Origin of the sequence: Dyadobacter luteus (genome assembly GCF_003383615.1) — a bacterium.
Taxonomy (GTDB): Bacteria; Bacteroidota; Bacteroidia; order Cytophagales; family Spirosomataceae; genus Dyadobacter; species Dyadobacter luteus.
The window spans coordinates 453,762-474,346 of sequence record NZ_QNUL01000001.1; the positions used below are offsets into that span (position 1 = coordinate 453,762).

The following is a 20,585-nucleotide window of genomic DNA, read 5'->3' on the forward strand; positions in this document are numbered from 1 at the left end:
ATTAGTGTATCAATAACCCCATGCACTAACTCAAAATATTACTGTAGATAGAGCATCAGGCAGATAAACCAACTGTCTTTCAGTCCTGCCCGGAGCCTGCTTATTGCACGCGTAATTAACGCTTCCACAGCTTTAGTTGTAACCTGCAGTTCCGAGGCTATTTCTTCGAGTGTTTTGCCTTCTACACGTTTCAGCAGATATGCTCTTTTGCACTGAGGTGGCAGCTGCTGTACAATTCGTTCAATCTGTTGGGAAAGCTCATTGTACTGCAATGCTTCACAGGGATTGAGCGCATGCGTGGCGAACGGTGTTGTTACCGTTTCCATTGGCGAGGTACGGTTCAGATCCCATTTGACATAATTATAGGACCGGTTTCTAACCGCTTTATAAAGATATGCTCGATAGGATGTTGTAATGATTTCGAAAGTACGGCTCTGCCAAAATGCAGCAAATACCTCCGATACAATATCCTCAGCCACTTCCTGCGAATGCACAAATCGTATCGCATGGTTGCATAAATTGCTGTAGTATTTTCGGAATAGCAGTTCGCAACCCTTTTGGGAATCTTGACTGAAAGTTTCTCTGATCAGAAATTCGTCGTTAAGCATCACCGGCTGTATATCCTGGGCAGACAGATCCCCCATCTCAGGTGATTGTAACGGAAGTTTTTGGGTAGAGTCAAATGTCATAGCGTTTCATTAAACCATTTTTAATTTAATACAAAGACAAGTTGTTAAGTAGCATCCCTATACTATAAATAATAAATTTTTTTCAGTAAATAATTCAATTTAAAAATTCAGAGATAATCGCCCTTTCGACCAAATAAAAATCCGGATCAACTCACGTTGATCCGGACAAAACACTCTGATAGAAACGAATTTATTACGGTTTAATAACCTTGATCACAGATGTTTCCCTGCCAGATTCTACACGAATCAGATAAAGTCCTGAACCTTTCCCAACTGGTAAAGAATGCTGTTCAATCTCTGATGGCTTCTCAATTGACTTACGGTATAACGCACGCCCATTTTTATCTGTTACGATAATGTTAATCACCGGGGCTGTTGCTCCTTTAATCACTACTTCAGCATGCTCTCCCTGTACCGGATTACCAAGTACTGTAGCTGTCATGCCGGACGAAGCACCATTTTCTACCGGGAAATACATTCGCGACACCGATTGTCCGGCTGGCTCTTGGCCGTATACCAGCGTGCCTTTGTAGTAAACAGTAATCTTGCTATTCTCAGCAAAGTTGCCAGCTGCTTTGAAGGAGTAGTCGTTCGCTTCATTAAAAACTGACCAGTCCGACTTGGCAATCCTGTACTGAATATTGCCAGTGCTACTCAGCGGATAGAGTTTACCAAGAGATGCTGCCGGTTTTATTTCGAAGTACGTATCGGCGTCAGCTTTTTGCTGACCGGATGTAAACTGTCCTGAAATATTAGCAGTTCCCAGCTTCGCAAAATCGATCCAGTAATTCAGGTTCGCTGTCCCATCGGCAGTAAACCAGTAACGGACAGACAGATCAGCATAGTCAAGCGGCACATTTCCTTTGTTCTCAATTTTTAGCCAGGTGCTCAGTGAAGAAGGTGCCGAATTTGTGTTTTTATTCTCGGAAGAGACCTTCACATCTGCAACTGCCGTTATAGAATCAGGTTCTGTACCCCACCACAGCTGACCATTTCGGTATAAAGTTATATGCTTATTTTCTGCAAAAGTCGAACCGTTTTTGAATGAATAGTCATCCGTTTCTGCAAGATTCTCCCAGTTCAAATTAGCAAACCGCGACTGTATTACTCCAGAATTCCCACCAGCATTCAAGTTGCCTGCCGACGAGTTAAACTGATATTCAACATATCCCAAAGCACCCTGACGAGGTTTTTCAAGCTCAACGTAATTCATGGAAACCTTGTTATTGCCCATTTCAGCGTAGTCAATCCATTTATTAATGCCCGCATAATTCTCCGCCGTAATCCAGTAGCGTGCAGTAAGTTCGCTATAAGGAACTGCGACCGGACTTTCATTTGAAATAGTCAGGAAGGGTTTGATATTGTTATTGTCTACCTGACCATTGTCGCCGTCTTTGTAGAGTACCTTCAATCCGGATGACACAAAAAGCGTACGGCTCAACGAAGGAGCAGCGCTGTATGTTTCGTTGCCAATTTGAGAGGCGGTTATCACCGCAGATCCTGGCGCGACAACCTGAATTTTTCCATCAGAAATGATTGCCACCGTAGTATCCGAGCTTGCATAGCTAACAGGCAAACCGGAGCTTGCTACTGCACCTGCATCAAAACCAGCAGCACCAACAATTTTCGGTGATATAGTATCCATTGCAATCGTTTGTGCTGTTTGAGGTGGGGGAGCAATAGTTAAGCAAAAATCATCTAATACGAACTGACCGGAAGGACCAGCCTTAGAAGCCCATATACCAATCCTGACAGCATTTGCGGGTACGGTCCGGGTTCCTGCATATTTAGAATATACCGTTCCGTTAGCGCCTGGGGTAGAAGGATAAACCTGTAATTCTATTTTTGCAGCATCAACTTTGGCTCCCTGTGCATCATAAAAATCCAGACCGATTCCAGCCCACCATGGGAAGATCAGTTGTGAGGCATTTGCAGGATTTGGCGTTCCTTCAACTTTTGCCCAAACCTCAAAATTGATTTCCGAACCGGCTGTTACGTTGATTGTTTTACCATAATTAATTGCTCCCTGTTCAGCAGTGATTACAGCACTTTTTAATCCACTTTTGGCAGACGTACCTATTTTTGCCGCTGCCGCGTTCGGGTTTCTTAGCCAGTTTACAAAGCCGCTTTCAAAGCCATTGTTGGTCATAATGCCGCACGCTCCCGCACTTACAACAGTTATTGCCGAAGATGAGGAAATGCCACTTGCATCCTGCGCTGTGGCTGTGATGGTGGCTGTTCCGATAGCCACCGCAGTAACCAATCCATTATTGCTTACCGTTGCAATAGACGGATCGGATGAGCTCCAAATTACCGTTTTGTTGCTTGCTATGGCCGGAGCGACCGTAGCTTTAATTGAAGTAGTGTCACCTACACCAACGGTAGCGGCTGTTTTATTAAGAACCAGTGAGGTCAGCAGAACATTGGAAGAAGTGATCGCACTGCTTGCCGTTTTTGCTCCGTCCTGCGTAGTAACCGTAATGGTTGCATTGCCTGGCGAAACGCCTGTAACCACACCACTTTGATTTACTGAAACGATACCTGCATCCGAACTAGACCAAACGACTGCTTTATTTGTCGCATTCGCCGGTTGTACAGTCGCTGCAAGAGTTATTGAATTATTTACCCCGACAGCGCTGATTGCAGGAATACTCACACCTGTAACAACAATATTGGCTGCCGTAACAGTTGATGTAGCTGTTTTCTTACTTTCGTCAGTCGTAGCAGTAATTACCACAGAACCAGGAGATATTCCTCTAAGCAGCCCGTTGGCATCAACACTTACAACGGAAGTGTTGGAAGAAGTCCAGGTCACTCTTTGATTGGTGGCGTTTGCCGGTGAAACTACAGATGCCAGTCTTGTTGTATCGCCCACACCCACAATAGCAGTGGAAGGATTTACAGCGACGGAAGTAAGTGGAGTAACACCTATTTCAATGGCATTGATTGCAGGATAGTTCAGGTTTGCAATCGGCCTGAAAACCAATGAAATCTGTCCTTGCGCTGTGGATTTCACTTCAAACTCGCGCACGATTCCTTTGTATCTCCCACCTGCCTGTGTGAAAATGTCAAAGTTTTTAAGCAAAGTATCGGCAACCGTGTTTGCTGTTACGTTAAATTTCCTTTTTCCAGCCGTGATGACCGTTGAAAGCTCTGCAAAATGCAGGCGTACCACATACTTAGAGTTGGGAATGAGATTTTCGTAAAGGTAGGTCATCCGTTCTCCAGTGTTACGCTGCGTTTTGTACGCGCCTGCTGGCGCAGGTCTTACTACCCCGCTGATATCTATCGCATTGGTAACAGTTGAGGTCCACATGTTATAAGATTGCGGATTGTCCGCTACAAAATTACCGATGGTTGGTCCGCCGCAGTTGTTTGCAATCACTGTAGTTCCAACCGTCAAAACACCGGTTGCCGTTTTGGCTCCGTCTTCCGTGGTTACGGTTATGGTGGTGGTGCCCAGTTTTAATCCGGTCACGAGTCCGCTGGAATTGATCCTGGCCACTGTGGTATCGGACGAAGCCCAGCTCACATTTTTGTTAAGCGCATTGGCAGGCAGAACGATTGCCGTCAGATTTCTGCTTGTACTTAATCCAATGGTGATGGTTGAGTCCAGTAATACGCTTGTGACATGGATTACCGGTGTAACTTTGATGCTGCTCTGGGCAGTTTTGCCTCCATCTTGTGTAGTTACCGTGATATTTGCGATACCGGCACTGACACCGGTAACCAATCCCGTTGAGCTGACTGTGGCAATGTTGTCGTCCGAAGAGCTCCAGCTTACTGCAGTGTTGGACGGATAGGCAGGAGTAAGTGTTGCTTTCAGTTGTTTGGTTAAACCTACTATCACGGAGTCCGCGGCAGGAGTTACTGCAACAGAAACAACCGGTCCACCCGAAGGTTCGCCAACGAAGATTCCGTTTCCGGCGATCCCAAGATAAACTCTGCCGTGCAGATCCGCAGCGATGTTACTCACAATACCCGGAACAGGATTTGCGATAGTTGTCCAGCTAGCCCCATTGTCGTCGGAACGGAAAACTCCGTGCGTCACTCCGTTAATAGGCGTGCTCTCCGAAGTGACATAGATAACAGGATTGGAAGAAGCCGTTGTATCCGCTTTTCCAACAGCAACCCATTTCACTTTTGTGATACCGGTAGGGTTCACTTTTGTGAAAGACTGACCTGCATCAGTAGAATGATACAGACCTGCATCATTAGAATACTGCGAACTGTTAGCTGCAAATGCAATCCAAAGATCACCTTCTTTCCCTGGAGTTGTTTCTATGTTCATTTGAGCTACATTTCCCACATTTGGCAAATTGGAAGCAGCCGTAGCTGCGAAACTTACACCACCATTTGTACTGACATACATTTTCCCCGCAGCGTAGATATAGAACATATCACCATTTACCTTATCTGCTGCAAGCGGATTCATTCCTGCCCAGATTTGATAGATGTCCCCAGGTTTTAGAACAGCATTGGGTACTCCGCTGGCAGGTGTCCAGGTAGTTCCTAAATTCGAGGATTGATAAGTGAGGCCTCCCTGCGTTACCCAAACCATTTTCCTGCTTGTAGCAGAAACCGCGATGCGGCCTCTCGTTCCAGGCAATGATGCAAACTTGGTGTAGGATGTCCCTCCGTCAGTTGAGTAACCACCTATACCCGATCCATTCCAGCCATCACTACCGACACGGGCTATAAAATTCGGGTCGGAATATTGGATAGCTCCGCCGGAGGTATTACAGCCGGTATTGGTGATAAAAAAGCTGGATATTCCCTTCGCAGGTGGCATATCCAATGTCTTGTGGTCAAAACCGCCCACATCGCCGGTGGTTGATACCAGATAGTTTGGTCCGAAGGGAGGCGCTACCAGCGGTCCTGCTACTACTATTTCTTCCAAACCGTTATTGCGCAATTTCCAGGTTACGCGGCTTGCCCAGACATTCGTAGTTTGCCCAACGTCGAGCATGTCCGAGAACCACACCTGACCTTCGTTGAAAGGATCCCAAACAAAGCCGTTGATATCATGTCCGATGTTGCCGTTTGCTCCATTTCCACTTGAATGAGGTGCCTCTGTAACATCCCGTGTTGCTGGTACCATTGGCGTCCAGCTGCCGCTATTTCCGCCATTTGTACTACGGTAAGCTACATCATGATTCCATGTCCCTGCCGTTGCAATGATAACTTCGTTACTGTTAACAGGATTAACTCCAACACTGCTATACTGCTTGCCGCTGGCAGGAGTTATGTCAATCCAGCTGTTTCCATTCCATTTATTTACAGTAGTACCTTCCTCTTTTATATTCCAGTCGCGAAGTGTTTGCGTTACAAACAGCGTTCCGTCATTACTAATACTTGCCCGGCGCGGGCGAATCGGACTTCCCGGCATCAACACAAATGTATTACCGCCATCTGTACTACGAAAAACGCCATCACGGCTTCCGAGAAAAATATTTTTGGTCACACCGCCAAGTACTCCACCACTTTTATCAAAAACGATAAATCTACCTGGCAGATCGTCAGGTAATGAAGTATTGACCTTGATCCATGAACCGACAGCCCCAGCTGCTGTACTTTTGTATGTTCCGTTGGCACGTGTTGTCACATATACCACATTGCTGTTGTTTGGATCAACCACCAGACGGTCAGTGAAAGTCTGGTCGCTGTTGGGGAGTACGGTTATAGGAAGCTGGCAGTCAGTCCAGGTTGCACCCCTATCTATCGACTTCATCACCGTGCCAACCCCGGTTCCACCACCAGGATTAGCCCCCTTACCTGTCTGAATCGTTGCATACAGAATGTTTCCTGTTGCGTCATTCGGATCGAAGGCAAGATCTCCGCACCTGGCGGCCACTTCCCAGTTCCAGTAGGTTGTCGGGATTTTATCATACCACATCAGGTCTTCCCATTTTTGGGCAGCGTGGTTCCAGCGGTAAGGTGTACCTACGTCAGTTGTAATGAAATAAAGGTTAGGGACTTTGGGATGCGCTTTGATACTCGTCACGTTGCCTCCCCCTCCCATTTTCACAGGGCGCCAGTTGTAGCTCTGTGCGTTGGCGATAAAATGCAAAGCACCTGTCAACACGATGAACAGGGCCATGGTCCGGAATAGTTTTTTCATAGAAATTGCTTTTCGTTAAGTAATGTGACATGTAGGTCAGACAAACAAAAAGCAAAATCCCTATACTTAAACTTGATATTTTACAAAAAAAATGAAAAATCCGGCTGATTCGCGTATCTTGTCAATCAGCCTTGATTTTCACAGCCCCGAACATAAATGTATTATCACTTACTCTTACAGGCTTTCCGCTGGCAGTAGTCACGTTTTTAAGAATCACCTGTTTCGTTTTTACATAAGGGAATTTTTCCTGATACGAATTGTCTTTCATTTCCGGATTGAAGTTACTGAAGATGGTGGGTCCCTTGTAATTATCGGGATGTGAAGCGTCATCAATCTCCAGGTTTTCAATCGTAATCCGTTCCGGCATGTAGCAGGTATAACCGAAGTCATGTTGACCCGAGTAAGAGCCGCTGATCAGGGATGCACTCATTGGTTTCCCATCGGCAGGTACGAAGACGCAATTACGAATGATCACCTCTCCCTGCCAGGTACTCCCGTAATCTGAGCGCAAATTCACAATGCTCCTGCCCCGAATGGTCGAATTTTCGATCATCAGTATGCCGCTACCAATAGCATTGATACCCATGTGACCTAACGTTGAATTACGGATTGTTGCATTGGCAACACCCTGATGGGCATCAAACCTGGATAATGTACAATTGTCATACAGTATATTTTTGCAAAAGTTCGAACCAAGAATGCCCCAGTACTTGCTGTCATTGATATCGTTGGTCTGGGTACAGTTGATAAACGAAACATTCAACGCACGGTTCACAGAAAGGTCATAAGTTCCCATCGACACCGGCTTGCCGGCAGTACCTATTGTGCTGTACGTTTTATGTCCGGTCAGCACTGCATTTTTCACTGTCACATAGGAACAATCGCCGATATTGATAAATCCTCCATACGGAGCTCCATGATCATCTTCACCAGTGATACGATGCTCCATGCCTTCGATGGTTACGTGGGATCGGCGCACCGCAACATTGCGGTTATAGTAGGTATATTTCGAATCCGCCTTGTTTGCAATGGTCGTGAAACGTCCACCGGTTATTTTGAGTGGTTTTTCATCAATAGGTAATGCAGTAATATCAGTGATCTGGTCAAAATCCCAGATAATCGGAGCATTCATATCCACCTTGCCATTTTTATCAACCACAAAGATGTCCGTCTGAGAAGAGCCGTTATTCTGATTAAGACCATATCTGATGTAGTGCTTTACATTGGCATTTGTAACGGTGACCAGGCAAGGTCCGGGTAAGGCGACATCTATTTTTTGCTGGTTTCTTTTCAGAGAGGTAATCTTATCCAATTTAAATGATTCAAGTGCCGAGCTCACTGTAAAAACAGAAGCATTCCGGTTTTGCACATCAATATCATCGATGATAAAAGCAGCCTTGCCAAAATCTGTGTCTGTCCTGATGATCGCAGACCGCTCTTTGCCTGAAATATAGTAAGTTGATTTGTCATCAGCTTTCACCCTCAGGCCACGCCTATTTGCGTAAGCATGCGTTGCGGCAATTGCATCAATGTCATCGGTTTTCCCATCTCCCTTTGCCCCAAAATCACTGTAGCGTACTACCCCGGCCTTTTTGAATATAGCCTCATGTCTGGATGATACGTTGACCTGTAACTGTCCATTTTCATTAACAGTTACCCGCGTATCTCCTGCGTCAGACGTGATCGTAATTTCTTCAACCGGCTTTTTGTTCTGCCCCTGAACAGCGAAGCAGCAGCTCACAAACAACCATAGGAGTATGAAATATTTTGTTTGAAAAAGCTTAATCATACGTTTTTAGATTTAGGAATTACTGGTGCTGATAAAAGGCTTTGGGGCAGTGGGTTTACTACTGTCAAAAAACTGGAAACAAGATTAATACCTTGAACGCACATAATCTGAGCTACCTTATTTAAATGTTCAACTTCCTTTCGATTGATGCTACATATCGCATTCATACCTTTATATTTGAGGTCTCAGATATGCTGCTTTGGCAACCATTGTCACAAAATTTGAACCCTACTTAATTGTATGACAGAAGAAATACTCAATGAACTTGTACGACTGGAAAAGCAGCATGACATTAAAATACTTTATGCAGTAGAAAGCGGAAGTCGCGCCTGGGGTTTTGCATCAGCCGATAGTGATTGGGATGTACGCTACATTTACATTCATAAATTAGAATGGTACTTACAAATTGATGCTCAAAGAGATAATCAGGAAGAAATTTTACCGAACGATATTGATCTGGCAGGTTGGGAATTGAGAAAGGCCCTACGTCTATTCAGAAAGTCGAACCCGCCTATGCTTGAATGGCTCAGAAGCCCGATTGTCTATTTACAGAAGTATTCCACCGCGGCTCAGCTACGACATCTGACAGCATACTATTTTAATCCGAAATCCTGCATCTATCATTACCTTCATATGGCAGAAGGTAACTTTCAGTCGTATTTACAAAAGGAAAATGTTCGCGTCAAAAAGTATTTTTATGTGCTACGCCCAATCCTGGCCTGTGATTGGATCAAAAACACGAATACCATGGCCCCCACCGAATTCCATGAGTTATTAGAAAGCCAGGTAGACGATCATCTCGTTAAAGAAGAAATCCTTAACTTACTTGACAGGAAATCAAGGGGAGATGAACTGAGTGAGGAACCAAAAATTCAGGTTTTGCATGACTTTCTGGAAGCAAAGATTCTCTTTTATAAAGAGTACGTCAAAACAGTTAGCCAAACAATACAACCCGACACAACGCTTCTCAATGCACTTTTCATCAATACGTTAGAAGAAGCATGGTCATTAGACTGACCCTTTGATCTATTACAATTAAATATTACACTATGGGAATGATTGGTTATCTCCTTCGCGTATCCGAGGAGGAGTTGAATGAAATTTTAGAAGATTCTTCTATTCTGGAAGAAAGAGTATTTCCTGAAGATGACACCGAGCCAAGCGATGTCCTGGATATAGATAAAACCTGGGAAGCAATCACATTTGTCTTAACAGGGTATGGCATACAGGATATAGATCAGGCTGCTGCTCCTTTTTCGTGGCTGCTTATGAGCAATCAGGTTATTGATGAAGAACAGGATCTGGGTTACGGACCGGCTCAATACCTGACCGTGGCTGAGGTTCAACAGGTAAACTCTGCGTTAGATCAACTCTCTGTTGAAGGCTTCAGAGAACGCTTTGACGGAGCGGCGATGAACGAAGCAGGCATATATCCGGAGATATGGCATGAGAGCGACGCTCTTGACTATCTTACTGAATACTTTGAATTACTTAAAGCATTCTTCAATTCTGCAGCAGAAAGTGAAGATGTAGTAATAACTTTTATTTCTTAACCGCCTGTCTTAAATAGCCCTAAAAAATTGGGGGGAGTCTGAAAACAAGAATTCACTAAAATCTCACTCCTCCCCATCCCCTCTCTCATCCTCCGTTTCAAACTCATCTATCACCGTGTCCTTCCACATCGGAACACCTATGTGATAGGCAGTCCGGGCGATCATATGGGCTGCTACAGGCGCGGTAAGGATCAAAAAGAAAGCAATAGCGATCGCTTTGGTTGTTACTGAAATATCGGGAAATATCACGGCCGCACAAAACAACAGAAACCCTACTCCTAAGGTGCCGGCTTTTACAGTCACCGACAGCCGCAGATAAAAATCCGGCATTCGGACCATACCAATGGCGGCAAACAAAATAGCGAGCGAACCCAGCGTGCTGAAGATTGCGATAAAAATATCTGTTACTGTCATTTTTGTTTGTCGAGGTAAAATGAAAATGCAATGGTGCCCAAAAACGCAATCAGTGCCAGTATCACGGCAACATCTAAAAATACCGGTTGCGCCGAACGGATGCTGATGGCGGTAATCACGGCGATCCCGGTAGTGATGATCAGATCTATTGAAATCACACGATCCACCAGATCCGGCCCCTTAAACAGCCGGATAAAAATCAATATCGCGGAAACCGACAATAAAGGAAATATTACGTAGTCAAAATACAGGTTTAGTGTCATCTCAGTATGGCTAATAGTCTCTTTTCAAATCCATTTTTTATACGCTGAATAAAACGTTCTTTATCTCCCAGATACATTACGTGAATGTAAAGCCACTTTTTGTCTTCGCTGATATCTAAAATCAAAGTTCCCGGCGTGAGGGAGATAATGGTTGACAAAATACTGATCTCAACATCGGTATCGGCCTGCAAGGGATAGCGCACAATGCCGGGCTTAAAGAAATATTTCGGGGTAATTACGTCATACGCCACCTGGAGATTCGCCACGATCATTTCGTACACAAAAAAGAAAATGAACATAATTGTTTGCGGGACTCTGGTGAAATAGCGGTGGTCTTCCTCTGAACGATTCAGTATCCAAAGCACCGAAAAGCCCAGCAGAAACCCGAAGAAAAAATTCATAAAATACAATGAGCCCGTGAGCGCCACCCAGATAAAGGACAACAGCAGATTCATCAATAAGTGTTTTATCATAGTTCTGTTATTTATTACCCAATACAGCACTGGTGTAAGGAGTAGTATCAATCATTTCATTTGCAATACGGTCTGCGACCTGAATAATAAACTCCGCATTCAAACCTATAAACAAAGAGGTGGAGGCCAGTATTCCGATAGGCAGTATCATCAGGAATTTTCTCCCGGTTTTAAGCGGTTTGAAATTATCAACTATCACTTCGTCCACAACCGCATCCTTCCAGAAAACCTCCGACCACAATTTGGCAACAACAAACAAAGTGATAAAACTACCTAAAATAACACTTGCGGTGAACGCATAACTTTTTGACATCAGCGCAGCTTCTATCAGATAAATTTTAGGCCAGAAACCCGAAAGCGGAGGAATACCCACCAGCGAGAACAACACAATGGCTATCAGCAGTGAGATCTTCGGATACTCTGCGTATATGCCACCAAGTTTACCCATATTCATGGTTCCTCTGAGTTGCCTGATCAATCCGGCGATCAGGAACAGATTCGTTTTGACAATGATATCGTGGATCAGGTAAAATACAGCTCCAAGCAAAGCTGTTTTGCTACACAGCCCTAGTCCGCCCACTACGAAGCCAATGTGACAGACAATCAGGTATGACAAAACACGCCGGATATTTGTCCTGATCAACGCGCCAAACGCGCCTGTCAAAATGGTAGCACAGGCGATGATTATAAAAACGGTTTGTGCAAAGTCATCAGGGACGAACAAGAGCGTGAAACATCTGAAAAGAGCATATAGGCCCAATTTCGTAAGCAGACCTCCGAAAACCGCTGCCACAGCGGAAGGTGGAGTGTGATAAGAAGATGGTAACCAGAAGTAGAGCGGAAATACTGCCGACTTGATTCCAAACCCAACCAGAAAGAATATTGCAGTCAGGTTCACTACACTGCGATCCTCAACCTGGGCTATCTTCAAGGAAAGATCTGCCATATTCAATGAACCTGTAATACCATAAAGTATGCCGATTCCGGTCAGAAAAAACATGGATGCCAGTATATTCATCGCCATATACTTCACGGCACCTTCAAGTTGCGGTATCCTTCCTCCGAGAGTCAACAGCACGAAAGATGAGATGATCACCACTTCGAACCAGACATACAGATTGAATATATCGCCGGTCAGAAACGCCCCGTTCAACCCCATAATCAGGAAATGAAATATGGGAAAATAGCCAAACAGCATTCTGGCTCTCCCCACGCCTACTGCAGAAAAAATGGATACTGCCAAAGCTGCAACGGATGTCAGCAAAACCATCGTACTGCTGAACAGGTCAGCCACAAATACAATACCGAAAGGTGCATCCCAGTTGGCAGCATTCATGGTAAGAATGCCGCCGCTGTATACCTTCATAAACAGGGCCAGAGCAAGCAGAAAACTCAACAAACATCCTGCAATGCTCAATATCATTTGCGGGACAGTCTTTTTCGGTAACAGCAACTGAGCCAGTGCTGTGAACAAATGAACTAATACTGTAGCTACTATGTGATTATCAATCATATATCTTCTTCCTGTGGGGTATTCAATGTATCAAGATCATCCGTACCCAGCAGGGCATAGACACGTTTGAGTAAAACAATGGCAAATGAGGTAAGTCCGAAGCTGATTACAATGGCCGTTAATATCAAAGCCTGCGGAATCGGATCGGCATATATATCTTCAAATACTTCCAGGTTTGCTGCCATAACGGGCGGTTTTCCTTTGGTAATCGTCCCGAGCAAGAAGATCAGAATGTTGGTACCGTTACCTAGCAGGATAATTCCCAGAAGCAGGCGTACCATGCTTCTTCTCAATATCAGGTACACACCGGAAGCATACAGCGCACCTATAAGAAATACTAATAAAAGCTCCATAGTTAGTGTGTTTCCAGGGATATCGTGAATAAAATCGTTAGTACCACACCAATGACTACCAGATAAACCCCGATGTCAAAAAGCAAAGCGGATCCGATCATTCCTACAACTGGTATGGGCTCCTCTATCCATAATCCTGTCATAACCGGAAGTCCGAAAAGTACTGGCAGAAACATAGCTATGGCTGCAACAATCAAACCCACAGGAATAATGGCTGACGGTTTGTACTTCAGCATTTTCATACTTTCGGCTGTACCAAAAGCGAAGCTATGCAAAACAAATGCGATCGCAGCGACCAATCCGCCTACAAAACCACCGCCGGGATAATAGTGCCCTCGTAGCAATAGGAAGACAGAAAACAGCAAAAGGATGGGTAGCAAATACCTGGACGCTGACTGTAATATGGGACTTTTCATAAGGTTAATCTTTTTCTGATGTTTTTAATCTCAACTTGATCAGGCTATACACACCAATGGCAGAAATACTCAGCACCACTATTTCAAACATGGTATCGAAGCCTCTGAAGTCTACCAAAACAATATTCACCACGTTTTTCCCCTTGGCTAGTGAGTAGGCAAACTTTCCATAAAACTCACTGATGTCCTTGACGGTAGGCACCTGCAGCACTTTAATGGCTGTCAAGGATAACAAAATCCCGAATAAGCCGGCCACCAGAGCATCTCTGATCACGATGGATCGATTCCCATGCGCGACAACCAAAAATGAAGGCAGATTGAATAAAACAAAAACAAACAAAACTACTGTGAGCGTGTCAATCGTAAACTGGGTAATGGCAAGGTCGGGCGCGCTGTAGAAGACAAACATTAAACAGATCGCATAGCCGATAATACTGGTTCCCACCACTGCTGTGAGCCTGGACGTGGTGGTGACAGTTAAATAAATCGCTCCCAGTAAAATCAATACATTGATCCCCTCATGAACGCTTACAGGGATTAGTTTACCGTAATCAATATAGATCGGCCCTCCTTTTACCAATTCATAGATGAGCAAAATCTCTGCGAAGATGATAATTTTGATCAGGTAGGAACGCAGGAAACCGTTGTGCATAAAGCCTGTATACCATACCGAGAATCGCCTGAAGGTAATCCACGACTTCTGAAAAAAGTAGTGAGGCGTATAGCTGTTAAACCTTTCGACAAAAGCTATTTTACTTACTGCGGGTTTGTTGAACAGATAAACAACAGTTCCTGCAATGATTGTGATTCCGCTTAATAACAACACTGTATTGAAGCCATGCCATATTTTCAACGTGAACTCGACGGGTTCTACCGTTAACGCACTTACAGTTGGAGCTACGATATACTGCCCCGCCAAATCAGGAAAGCAGCCAAGTGCAAAACCCGATAAACCCAAAATCAAAGGCGGTATCCATACCAACGCAGACGGCATTTTAACATCTGCAAATTGAGTGGGCAATGCTCCGGCAAAAGGTTTGATACCGGCCATAAAGCCTGCCGCAACCAGACAAATATTAGCAATCACCGCCACGACTGTCAACAATATTCTCAGAGGATCGCCAGCGGTCAGTGTAGCCTCGTAGATCAGATCCTTACCAATAAATCCGAACGAAAAAGGAAGTCCCGCACTGGACAAGGCCGCCAGAGTCCCTGCAACGAAAACGGGGAACAGCACCTTTCGCAGTCCGCCCAAACGTGTAATATCCCGGGTACCGGTTTGATAATCAATAACACCGGTAACAAGAAACAGAGAAGCCTTGTACAAGGCGTGAGCGATAATAAACGTACCGGCAGCGATGAATGCCTCTTCAGTTCCAAGTCCGATCAGAAAAGTGAGTACACCTAAAACTGCAATTGTAGAATATGCCAAAACCCCTTTCAAGTCTGTTCTGAAAAGTGAGTGAACAGCCGCATACAACATGGTAACTCCTCCGACGATCAGAAGGGTATAAGACCATAGTGGTGTCCCCCCCAAAATAGGCGTAAATCTGGCCATCAGAAATATGCCAGCCTTCACCATCGTCGCAGAATGCAGATAAGCTGAAACAGGAGTTGGCGCTTTCATTGCCCCCGGCAACCAGAAATGGAAAGGAAACTGGGCAGACTTTGTGAATGCCCCCATCAATACCAATCCTAAAACTAAAGGATACAATGGATGCTCTGTGATCACGCCGGATGCATTAATCAGTTCACCAATGGAATAGGTACCGGCCATTTCTCCGATGAGCACCATCCCCGCCAGAAGTAAAAACCCTCCCAAACCTGTCATGCTCAGTGCCGTGAGCGCACTCTTACGTGAAACGGCACTGTCATTATTAAAGCCGATCAGAAAGAAAGAGCTGATACTGGTAAGTTCCCAGAAAATGAAAAGCAACAGTATATTGTCCGACAAGACCACCCCCAGCATGGCGGACATAAACAGGCACAGATAACCGTAGAAACGATCCAGATAGGGATGCCCTTTCAAATAGGAACTGGCGTAGACAAAAATCAGCGAACCGATACCCGTAATAAGCAAGCTAAAAAGCAGAGACAATCCATCCAGCCGAAAATCAAAGTTAATTCCCAATGAAGGTACCCACTTAGTGCTTTCGTACAGCGTTTCACCTGAGCTTACCTGAGGAATATGGTAAACAAAATAGCCGAATAAAATCACCGGCAGTAGAGCCAGCGCAACACTCACAGGGGATCTGAAATATTTTCCCAGTGGAATCAGCAAACATGATGTAATTAACCCTATCAGTATTGTGAATAACATTTATGCGCATTTAGATAGTCAGAAAAAGATTACAGCAGCCTATTACTCAATAGGCTGGCAGACGCTAACAGTAGTCATCTTGATTATCCTGAGAGAAGACTCTCTTCATGATTGAAACGGATTTATATCTTACTGCACCTCTTTGGTAACATCCAGTAAAAACCGTTGCAATTTCTACGCCAGAACAGCGTAAATTCTGAAAGTAACCAATATACGAAAGATATGGCTGGCAGGCAAGCAATGAAGTGAGAGAAATGGATATGCTGTAGTTGTTTTACTGAAACCGCTTATTGCAATGATGTCTCAGGTTCCTTGATTTCCGACTCATGTTGAGCCAATAACCGATGCTTAGCACCCCACGCTTCCAGAATTCTCCATGCAGGGATTAATTCCCTTGCGATGTCAGTTAGTTCATAATCAACTCTGGGAGGCACTTCAGCATATACAGTCCGCTTTACCAATCCTTCTTTTTCCAACTCTCTCAGCTGTAACGTAAGCATTCTTTCCGTCACCTCGCCAATCTGACTACGCAGTTCACTATATCGCAGTTTCCCGCCTTCCAGCTTCCCCAGAATAAGCAGCTTCCATCTTCCGCCGATTTTACATACTGCATAAGCCAGATCACATTCAGTTATGAATTTTTCATTCTGCATATTGCTGGAGCTCTGTTTTCTCTTACCCATTACTTACATTTTTGTGCGTACCGCACATTCAGTTGTATACAGTACAAATTTAAGGGTTCTGAAATAATTTTGGCTGTTCAAAAATTAAACTACAGCATGAAAAAGTACGCATACATTGGTTGCATTGGCTTTCTTGGAATTATTACAACAGAATTCGGGGTAATCGGCATCCTGCCTCAAATCGCAGATTACTACAACATTACAATAGATAAAGCGGGCTATTTATTGAGTGCTTTTGCACTTGTGATTGCGCTTACCGGGCCATTCATGACATTGCTATCTTCCAGATTTGATAGAAAAAAAATCATGTTCACGACATTATGTATTTTTCTGATTACCGGTGTCGTATCATCGTTTTCGCCTCCTTTCTGGGTACTTATTTTCGTGAGAATACTACCCGCATTCTTACAACCGGTCTATATTGCCACAGCACTTTCAGTGGCAGTATCGAAAGGAAATAAGACCAATGAGAATGAGTTGATGAGCATTGTTTTCAGTGGAGTAGCTATTGCGATGCTTACCACAGTTCCCTTTGCTACTTATCTTGCCAGTAAGCTGAGCTGGGAATATTCATTTATGGTGCAGGCATTTGTTAGTTTTCTTGCCTTGTGTTTCATTCACTTTGGCCTGCCGAACCTACCGGTAAAAACCAGAAAGTCTTTCGGTAGTCAGATACAAATTTTAAAGAGGCCAACCTTCATTATCAGTACGGCTATGAACTTTTTTATGATTTCAGCTTGGTTTTCCATGTACAGCTACTTTGCGGAATACCTCACGAAAGCAAAAAATATGGATAGTACAATGGTCAGCTACATGCTTTTCATCTTTGGAGCAATAGGTGTACTGGCCAACTACCTGTCAGGTAAAATGTTGAATTTCAATATAGTCATAACTACTCTGTTCTTTTTAGCAGGCACTATTCTTATCCCCCTGCTGCTGCATTTTTCAGGAGGAGATACTGCAGTAACAATCGCTGTGATAGCGCTGTGGGGCTTTTTGTATTCCCCCAGCTTTTTGAACGCCTCAACCTATATGATTTCATCAGCACCTGACGCCATGGAATTCGCCAACAGCCTGGCAACCTCCTTCGGAAATCTGGGAGTCACTTTCGGGACAACCATAGGTGGCTTTGTCATAGTGAAATACGGCGTAGAATACACACCCTGGCTAACGCTGGTATTCGGGGCACTTGCAATAGCAATGATAGGACTGCGGTGGAAGGTTGAGCAGGTAAACAGAGCAACTATATATGAGCCGGTACGTTGTGAATAATTTGAAGCCTCCTCTATCTTCCACTACAAGAATCCACGCGAGCAACGCGAAGGTGCCTTTTGTTACCCGGAGGTATGCCTCATTACCACGTAACGATGTCGTGACAGCCATAAGCGCAGAAAAAACCTGGCCAGTTTTTATATCTGAAACAGGTGACCAGATGACGAACCGGAGGTCTAATACGTTGGTGGTTGATTTACTGGTCATTGATCAGTAACCTTTGATTCAAAGTCCGCCTTTAATGGTTTGAAATCGATATTCTTGAAATCGAAGTCAGTGACACCCTACTTGCAAGGGGTGTTGCTGTCTTTTTGCTTACTAGTTATTTGCTCAGCAACTTATGCAGGCTGCAATATGCCTCATTACACCACGCCTCGATACTCGTAATGATGGGCTACAGCAAATTAGTGTAAAATCAGTAGTAATGGGCAGTTTTGGATTGAAGTACCTGACCCCGAAAGCTCGTCTTTCGTTATTAGACTCAGGGATCGAAATAAGTGAGCAAACCTTGCAGCCGCGATCCTCGAAATTCGGTTTAGCTTCCCTACTTGATACAAACTGGTGTACAACACTCTGGCTCTGAATTGGTATATTATGCTTTGCAGGATTGATAATTTGGGCATTGATATGGCTGCGGTTGCATTACAAAAAATGCAGGATGGTTGCACTGGAAAAGCAGGTGGCACTTCGCACGCAGGAATTCAATCATATAATACTGAACCTTGAACAATCAGAAAAGCAGCTGAAAACGCATTTAAATTATCAGAAGGATTTAAACCACAGTATTACCCATGATATAAGTACACCACTGCACTACCTGACCACCATAATCAGGAATTTCTTTGACAGAGCAACAAATAAAGAAGCTATAGAGGCCGGGGAAATGTATCTGCTCTATGAGGGAGCGAAGCGGATTAGCGACCATACTGAAAAATTAATGTCTCTCATGAAAGAGCGGCTGCAGGCTGACCAGTTCCGTTCGCAAACAGTAAACCTTCATAAACTTGTAAGCGATGCGGCAGCGGCATTTCTGCACGCGGCAGTAGCCAGAAATAATCAATTTGTTAATAGCATTGACCCCAGGGTAAACATCAATATTAATGCAAAATTGTTAAAAATTGTCTTGCATAATCTGGTTGATAACGCCATTAAGAATACTGAAAGAGGAGGTATTTCTTTTCAGGTTCAGCAACTGAAAAATCAACTGTCTATTGAGATTAGTGATACCGGAAAGGGAAAACCCGATTTTAAACTTAGAGAACTAAAAGCTTTCCTTGCCGATCAAACTCATAAAAATCTGCACATGACTGGTTTAGGTTTCAAGATGATTATGGACATCCTATCCATGATAAATGGCCAACTGACTATCCTCAGTGAAGAGGGAAACGGAACCACTGTGAGAATTTTACTGCCTTATTCGGTCATGGTACGATAGCCTATTAATTCCCGAAATTTGATAAATTATGAGTCAAACCACTCTGAGTATTAAGATTTGACCAGTTCCCATAACCCTGCTCCCTACACATTCAGTTTAACACGGATCTGCCTTTCTGATCTTTGCTTTTTTTGTGTAGGTCGCTTGCCCCACCAGATGTAAAAACCTGTTAACGGTAAGCAGGCGGCAATCAGACTGGCAACAAATGCCAGGATCCGCGATGGAAGATTTAAATAGGTTCCTGTGTGCAGGTCATAATTGAGTTGGTAAACCTTATCGCCAGTATTAAGTTCTTCATATGTAGAGGACCGTAGCAATTTCCCGGTATAGCGATCATAACTTGCTTGCACGCGGTCATGTAGATTCCAGCTACTGAGATAGCTGGAAATGTTAATTGTACCTTCCGGTTTGGAAGGAAAATTGATGAGAAAAGAAAAGGCTTGTCCGGACTGGGTCCTGGCAGAACTAAATGCAACATCAACCGCCGAAGCAGTGCTAAATTGAGTTGAATCGGAGACAGCCGGCTTTACCTTTTCTACATTTTTTGCGCCATTGGCGATGTAACGCACGGAGTTTTTCATCCAATCGAAGCTCCAGCATAACCCTGTAATTGCTATCATCAATAGTACCAGGAATGCATAAAAGCCCAGCACATTGTGTAAATCATAGTTAATGCGTTTGAATTTCGCTGACCACTTAATTTTGAAGCTCTTATTTCGCTCCGTTGTATTCCACTTTTTGGGCATCCAAAGTACTATTCCGGAAAGTAACAGCACAACGAAGGCTAATACTGAATAGCTTACCACAGCATGACCTATTTTTTCGCCAAAAAGTAACCGCATGTGCAGACCCAGCACCAGATTAAAAAACTCATTTTTTGAATTCTCTACATACAATATAGTTCCATCATAGGGATTTACATAGACCCGTTTATAAAACTTGTAATAATCCCAATGCGAAAAACCTTCGGGATCCAGTTTCATTGATCTGAAAACGTAGGAGCGATCCGGTGCTGCATACATTTCAACCCTGCTGACAGGATTCCCCTCCAGCTCTTTTTCCACTTTCGGTATCAGCTTGCTGAGTGGCATTCTGGGTTTGGATGACGCCTCTACAAAAAGTCTGTCACGGTAAAACACCGTTTTAAGCTCATCAGTAAAGACATAAATTGCGCCGGTTATACCCAGCACAAATATCACAAACCCACTCCCCAGCCCAAGCCAAAGGTGCAGGACTCTGGTAATTTTTTTAAATTTCATTTTGGATCGATACTGAGATGCTCTTTAAATAT

17 protein-coding genes are annotated in these 20,585 nt (G+C 44.1%); 5 read left to right on the forward strand and 12 right to left on the reverse strand.

Going from position 1 to position 20,585, the window contains the following annotated elements; all coding sequences use genetic code 11:
• Nucleotides 1-38: 38 nt before the first annotated feature.
• The 3 genes from DSL64_RS01810 to DSL64_RS01820 form a co-directional block, all read right to left on the reverse strand.
• Complete coding sequence (locus DSL64_RS01810) at nt 39-689, reverse strand: RNA polymerase sigma-70 factor (RefSeq protein ID WP_115828916.1); 651 nt, start codon at nt 687-689, stop codon at nt 39-41.
• Nucleotides 690-882: 193 nt separating this feature from the next.
• Entirely contained in the window at nt 883-6,810 is a 5,928-nt protein-coding gene (locus DSL64_RS01815; protein ID WP_115828917.1) for a cellulose binding domain-containing protein, read from the reverse strand.
• Between the two features lie 121 nt (nt 6,811-6,931).
• Nucleotides 6,932-8,599, reverse strand: a complete 1,668-nt coding sequence (locus DSL64_RS01820; RefSeq protein ID WP_115828918.1) for a hypothetical protein — start codon at nt 8,597-8,599, stop codon at nt 6,932-6,934.
• Nucleotides 8,600-8,839: 240 nt separating this feature from the next.
• Here DSL64_RS01820 and DSL64_RS01825 point away from each other — a divergent pair, with 240 nt between their 5' ends.
• Complete coding sequence (locus DSL64_RS01825) at nt 8,840-9,616, forward strand: nucleotidyltransferase domain-containing protein (protein ID WP_115828919.1); 777 nt, start codon at nt 8,840-8,842, stop codon at nt 9,614-9,616.
• A 32-nt stretch (nt 9,617-9,648) separates the two neighbouring features.
• Nucleotides 9,649-10,152, forward strand: a complete 504-nt coding sequence (locus DSL64_RS01830) for a YfbM family protein (RefSeq protein ID WP_115828920.1) — start codon at nt 9,649-9,651, stop codon at nt 10,150-10,152.
• A 63-nt stretch (nt 10,153-10,215) separates the two neighbouring features.
• On the opposite strand, the gene mnhG is transcribed toward DSL64_RS01830, so the two are convergent.
• From mnhG to DSL64_RS01870, 8 genes are all read right to left on the reverse strand, one after another.
• Nucleotides 10,216-10,566, reverse strand: a complete 351-nt coding sequence (gene mnhG / locus DSL64_RS01835; RefSeq protein ID WP_115828921.1) for a monovalent cation/H(+) antiporter subunit G — start codon at nt 10,564-10,566, stop codon at nt 10,216-10,218.
• A complete protein-coding gene (locus DSL64_RS01840; RefSeq protein WP_115828922.1) occupies nt 10,563-10,829 on the reverse strand; it encodes a monovalent cation/H+ antiporter complex subunit F in 267 nt (88 codons plus the stop codon). Before DSL64_RS01840 ends, mnhG begins: the two co-directional genes overlap by 4 nt.
• Nucleotides 10,826-11,302 carry a Na+/H+ antiporter subunit E gene (locus DSL64_RS01845; RefSeq protein WP_115828923.1) on the reverse strand — a complete coding sequence of 159 codons (477 nt, stop codon included), beginning with the start codon at nt 11,300-11,302 and terminating at the stop codon, nt 10,826-10,828. The genes DSL64_RS01840 and DSL64_RS01845 overlap by 4 nt, the downstream gene beginning before the upstream one ends.
• Before the next feature lie 7 nt (nt 11,303-11,309).
• Nucleotides 11,310-12,815 carry a proton-conducting transporter transmembrane domain-containing protein gene (locus DSL64_RS01850; protein ID WP_115828924.1) on the reverse strand — a complete coding sequence of 502 codons (1,506 nt, stop codon included), beginning with the start codon at nt 12,813-12,815 and terminating at the stop codon, nt 11,310-11,312.
• Nucleotides 12,812-13,168: a Na+/H+ antiporter subunit C gene (locus DSL64_RS01855; RefSeq protein ID WP_115828925.1), complete on the reverse strand. Its 357-nt coding sequence runs from the start codon at nt 13,166-13,168 to the stop codon at nt 12,812-12,814. The genes DSL64_RS01850 and DSL64_RS01855 overlap by 4 nt, the downstream gene beginning before the upstream one ends.
• A gap of 2 nt (nt 13,169-13,170) precedes the next feature.
• Nucleotides 13,171-13,584, reverse strand: a complete 414-nt coding sequence (locus tag DSL64_RS01860; RefSeq protein ID WP_115828926.1) for a Na+/H+ antiporter subunit B — start codon at nt 13,582-13,584, stop codon at nt 13,171-13,173.
• Nucleotides 13,585-13,588: 4 nt separating this feature from the next.
• The gene (gene mbhE / locus DSL64_RS01865) at nt 13,589-15,904 is read right to left on the reverse strand and encodes a hydrogen gas-evolving membrane-bound hydrogenase subunit E (RefSeq protein ID WP_115828927.1); all 2,316 of its coding nucleotides are present in this window, start codon (nt 15,902-15,904) and stop codon (nt 13,589-13,591) included.
• Nucleotides 15,905-16,191: 287 nt separating this feature from the next.
• A complete protein-coding gene (locus DSL64_RS01870) occupies nt 16,192-16,587 on the reverse strand; it encodes a winged helix-turn-helix transcriptional regulator (RefSeq protein ID WP_115828928.1) in 396 nt (131 codons plus the stop codon).
• A gap of 96 nt (nt 16,588-16,683) precedes the next feature.
• Here DSL64_RS01870 and DSL64_RS01875 point away from each other — a divergent pair, with 96 nt between their 5' ends.
• From DSL64_RS01875 to DSL64_RS01880, 3 genes are all read left to right on the forward strand, one after another.
• Nucleotides 16,684-17,859: an MFS transporter gene (locus DSL64_RS01875; RefSeq protein ID WP_115828929.1), complete on the forward strand. Its 1,176-nt coding sequence runs from the start codon at nt 16,684-16,686 to the stop codon at nt 17,857-17,859.
• On the forward strand, nt 17,837-18,076 hold the full coding sequence (locus DSL64_RS28790; RefSeq protein WP_147300314.1) for a hypothetical protein: 240 nt from the start codon (nt 17,837-17,839) through the stop codon (nt 18,074-18,076). Before DSL64_RS01875 ends, DSL64_RS28790 begins: the two co-directional genes overlap by 23 nt.
• A 441-nt stretch (nt 18,077-18,517) precedes the next feature.
• On the forward strand, nt 18,518-19,294 hold the full coding sequence (locus tag DSL64_RS01880) for a sensor histidine kinase (protein ID WP_115828930.1): 777 nt from the start codon (nt 18,518-18,520) through the stop codon (nt 19,292-19,294).
• Between the two features lie 83 nt (nt 19,295-19,377).
• Here the strand turns inward: DSL64_RS01880 and DSL64_RS01885 are convergent, their stop codons facing one another.
• Nucleotides 19,378-20,553 carry a PepSY-associated TM helix domain-containing protein gene (locus DSL64_RS01885; protein ID WP_115828931.1) on the reverse strand — a complete coding sequence of 392 codons (1,176 nt, stop codon included), beginning with the start codon at nt 20,551-20,553 and terminating at the stop codon, nt 19,378-19,380.
• Nucleotides 20,554-20,585 lie beyond the last annotated feature (32 nt).

Excerpts from the sequence above, each read along its gene's own strand:
- mbhE (WP_115828927.1), bottom strand. The coding sequence starts at position 15,904 with ATGTTATTCACAATACTGATAGGGTTAATTACATCATGTTTGCTGATT.
- DSL64_RS01820 (WP_115828918.1), bottom strand. The coding sequence starts at position 8,599 with ATGATTAAGCTTTTTCAAACAAAATATTTCATACTCCTATGGTTGTTT.
- DSL64_RS01810 (WP_115828916.1), bottom strand. The coding sequence starts at position 689 with ATGACATTTGACTCTACCCAAAAACTTCCGTTACAATCACCTGAGATG.
- DSL64_RS01885 (WP_115828931.1), bottom strand. The coding sequence starts at position 20,553 with ATGAAATTTAAAAAAATTACCAGAGTCCTGCACCTTTGGCTTGGGCTG.
- DSL64_RS01830 (WP_115828920.1), top strand. The coding sequence starts at position 9,649 with ATGGGAATGATTGGTTATCTCCTTCGCGTATCCGAGGAGGAGTTGAAT.
- DSL64_RS28790 (WP_147300314.1), top strand. The coding sequence starts at position 17,837 with ATGAGCCGGTACGTTGTGAATAATTTGAAGCCTCCTCTATCTTCCACT.
- mnhG (WP_115828921.1), bottom strand. The coding sequence starts at position 10,566 with ATGACAGTAACAGATATTTTTATCGCAATCTTCAGCACGCTGGGTTCG.
- DSL64_RS01845 (WP_115828923.1), bottom strand. The coding sequence starts at position 11,302 with ATGATAAAACACTTATTGATGAATCTGCTGTTGTCCTTTATCTGGGTG.
- DSL64_RS01855 (WP_115828925.1), bottom strand. The coding sequence starts at position 13,168 with ATGGAGCTTTTATTAGTATTTCTTATAGGTGCGCTGTATGCTTCCGGT.
- DSL64_RS01860 (WP_115828926.1), bottom strand. The coding sequence starts at position 13,584 with ATGAAAAGTCCCATATTACAGTCAGCGTCCAGGTATTTGCTACCCATC.
- DSL64_RS01875 (WP_115828929.1), top strand. The coding sequence starts at position 16,684 with ATGAAAAAGTACGCATACATTGGTTGCATTGGCTTTCTTGGAATTATT.
- DSL64_RS01850 (WP_115828924.1), bottom strand. The coding sequence starts at position 12,815 with ATGATTGATAATCACATAGTAGCTACAGTATTAGTTCATTTGTTCACA.
- DSL64_RS01815 (WP_115828917.1), bottom strand. The coding sequence starts at position 6,810 with ATGAAAAAACTATTCCGGACCATGGCCCTGTTCATCGTGTTGACAGGT.
- DSL64_RS01880 (WP_115828930.1), top strand. The coding sequence starts at position 18,518 with ATGGTTGCACTGGAAAAGCAGGTGGCACTTCGCACGCAGGAATTCAAT.
- DSL64_RS01870 (WP_115828928.1), bottom strand. The coding sequence starts at position 16,587 with ATGGGTAAGAGAAAACAGAGCTCCAGCAATATGCAGAATGAAAAATTC.
- DSL64_RS01825 (WP_115828919.1), top strand. The coding sequence starts at position 8,840 with ATGACAGAAGAAATACTCAATGAACTTGTACGACTGGAAAAGCAGCAT.
- DSL64_RS01840 (WP_115828922.1), bottom strand. The coding sequence starts at position 10,829 with ATGACACTAAACCTGTATTTTGACTACGTAATATTTCCTTTATTGTCG.